The 1594-nt window shown below is 72.4% G+C and carries 1 protein-coding gene; it reads left to right on the forward strand.

Annotated features, from left to right (window positions below; all coding sequences use genetic code 11):
• Window positions 1-1493: alpha/beta hydrolase (locus AB0E96_RS41010; protein ID WP_359831917.1), on the forward strand; the 1493-nt coding region annotated here is incomplete at its 5' end.
• Window positions 1494-1594 lie beyond the last annotated feature (101 nt).

A 1594-nucleotide genomic window follows, 5' to 3' on the forward strand; every position in this document is an offset into this window, starting at 1 on the left:
CTCCCGCGCCACTCGGGGCCGGTGCCGCAGCCCTCGCACACTTCCGGACGGCCGATCGCGGTCAGCGCTCGGCGGATGCGCCGGCGCTCAAGGCTTTCTACGGCCAGCAGCTCGGCTGGGGCGCCTGCGCGAAGGACCCGCGGAACGACGAGGACACCTCTGCCCTCCAATGCGCCGCCCTCAAGGTCCCGCTCGACTACACCGCCCCGGCCGCCGGCACCCTGGACGTCGCCGTGGTCCGCAACCCGGCCACCCGGGCCGACCAGCGGATCGGCTCGCTGCTGCTCAACCCCGGCGGCCCCGGCGGCACCGGCGTCGGCATGGTCACCGGCAACCCGAAGCGCTTCGACGGCCCGCTCCACGACCACTACGACATCGTCGGCTTCGACCCACGCGGCACCGCCGGCACCAGCCCGCTGAACTGCCTGGACGACAAGGTCCGGGACGGCTGGCTGGGCACCGACCAGACCGGCGACGACCACGGCAAGCAGCTGGCCGACGCCTGCCAGGCCAAGTACGCCCAGATCCTCCCCTTCGTCAGCACCCGCAACAGCGCCCGGGACATGGACGTGCTGCGCGCGGCCCTCGGCGACCAGAAGCTCAGCTACCTCGGCCTGTCCTACGGCACCTACCTGGGCTCGCTCTACGCCGAGGAGTTCCCGGACCGCGTCGGCCGGCTCGTCCTGGACGGCGCCACCTCGGCCTCCACCTCGCTGATCCAGCACAACATCGAGCAGGAGGCCGGCTTCGAGCGGGCCCTGAAGGCCTTCGTCGCGGACTGCGTCACCAAGGAGTGCCCGTTCGGCAAGGACCCGGACCAGGGCCTGCAGAAGCTCGCCGCGTTCCTCGACGGCCTCAAGGACAAGCCGCTCAAGACGGAGAAGGGCCGCACCCTGACCTCCAGCCTGGCCTGGACCGGCGTGGTCAGCCGGCTCTACGGCGGCGAGAAGGCCTGGACCGGTCTGCGCAACGCGCTGGGCTGGGCGATGGTCCGCGGCAAGGGCGACGACCTGCTCGCCTTCGCCGACGGCATGAACGGCCGCGACAAGGACGGCAGCTACGGCCCCTCGGTGGACGCCTACACTGCCATCCACTGCGCCGACGGCGCCACCGAAGCGCCGGCCGGGGAGCAGCTCCAGGCCGCGCTGGCCGACCTCGCCGCCAAGGCCCCGGTGATCAGCAAGCACGACCCGATGGCCGCGCTGTTCGACCCGGACTGCCGGACCTGGCCGGCCCGCTCCACCGAGAAGCCGCACGTGATCAAGTCCGCGGCCGCCACCCCGATCGTGGTCGTCGGCACCACCGGCGACCCGGCCACCCCGTACGCCTGGGCCGAGAAGCTCACCGCCGAGCTGGGCAACGCCGTCCTGATCAGCCGCGACGGCGAGGGCCACACCGGGTATGGCGCCAGCAAGTGCGTCCGCGCCTCGGTGGACGCCTTCCTGGTGGACGGCACCGTCCCGGCCGCGGGCATCCACTGCCCGACGGACTGACCGCGGGAGCTGGAGGACGCCTTCCCGTACGCGGAGACGCCGGACCAGCTGACCACCATCGCCGAGGTCAAGTCCGACATGGAGAAGTCCGTCCCGATGGA

It is taken from the genome of Kitasatospora sp. NPDC036755, from assembly GCF_040636595.1.
Taxonomy (GTDB): Bacteria; Actinomycetota; Actinomycetes; order Streptomycetales; family Streptomycetaceae; genus Kitasatospora.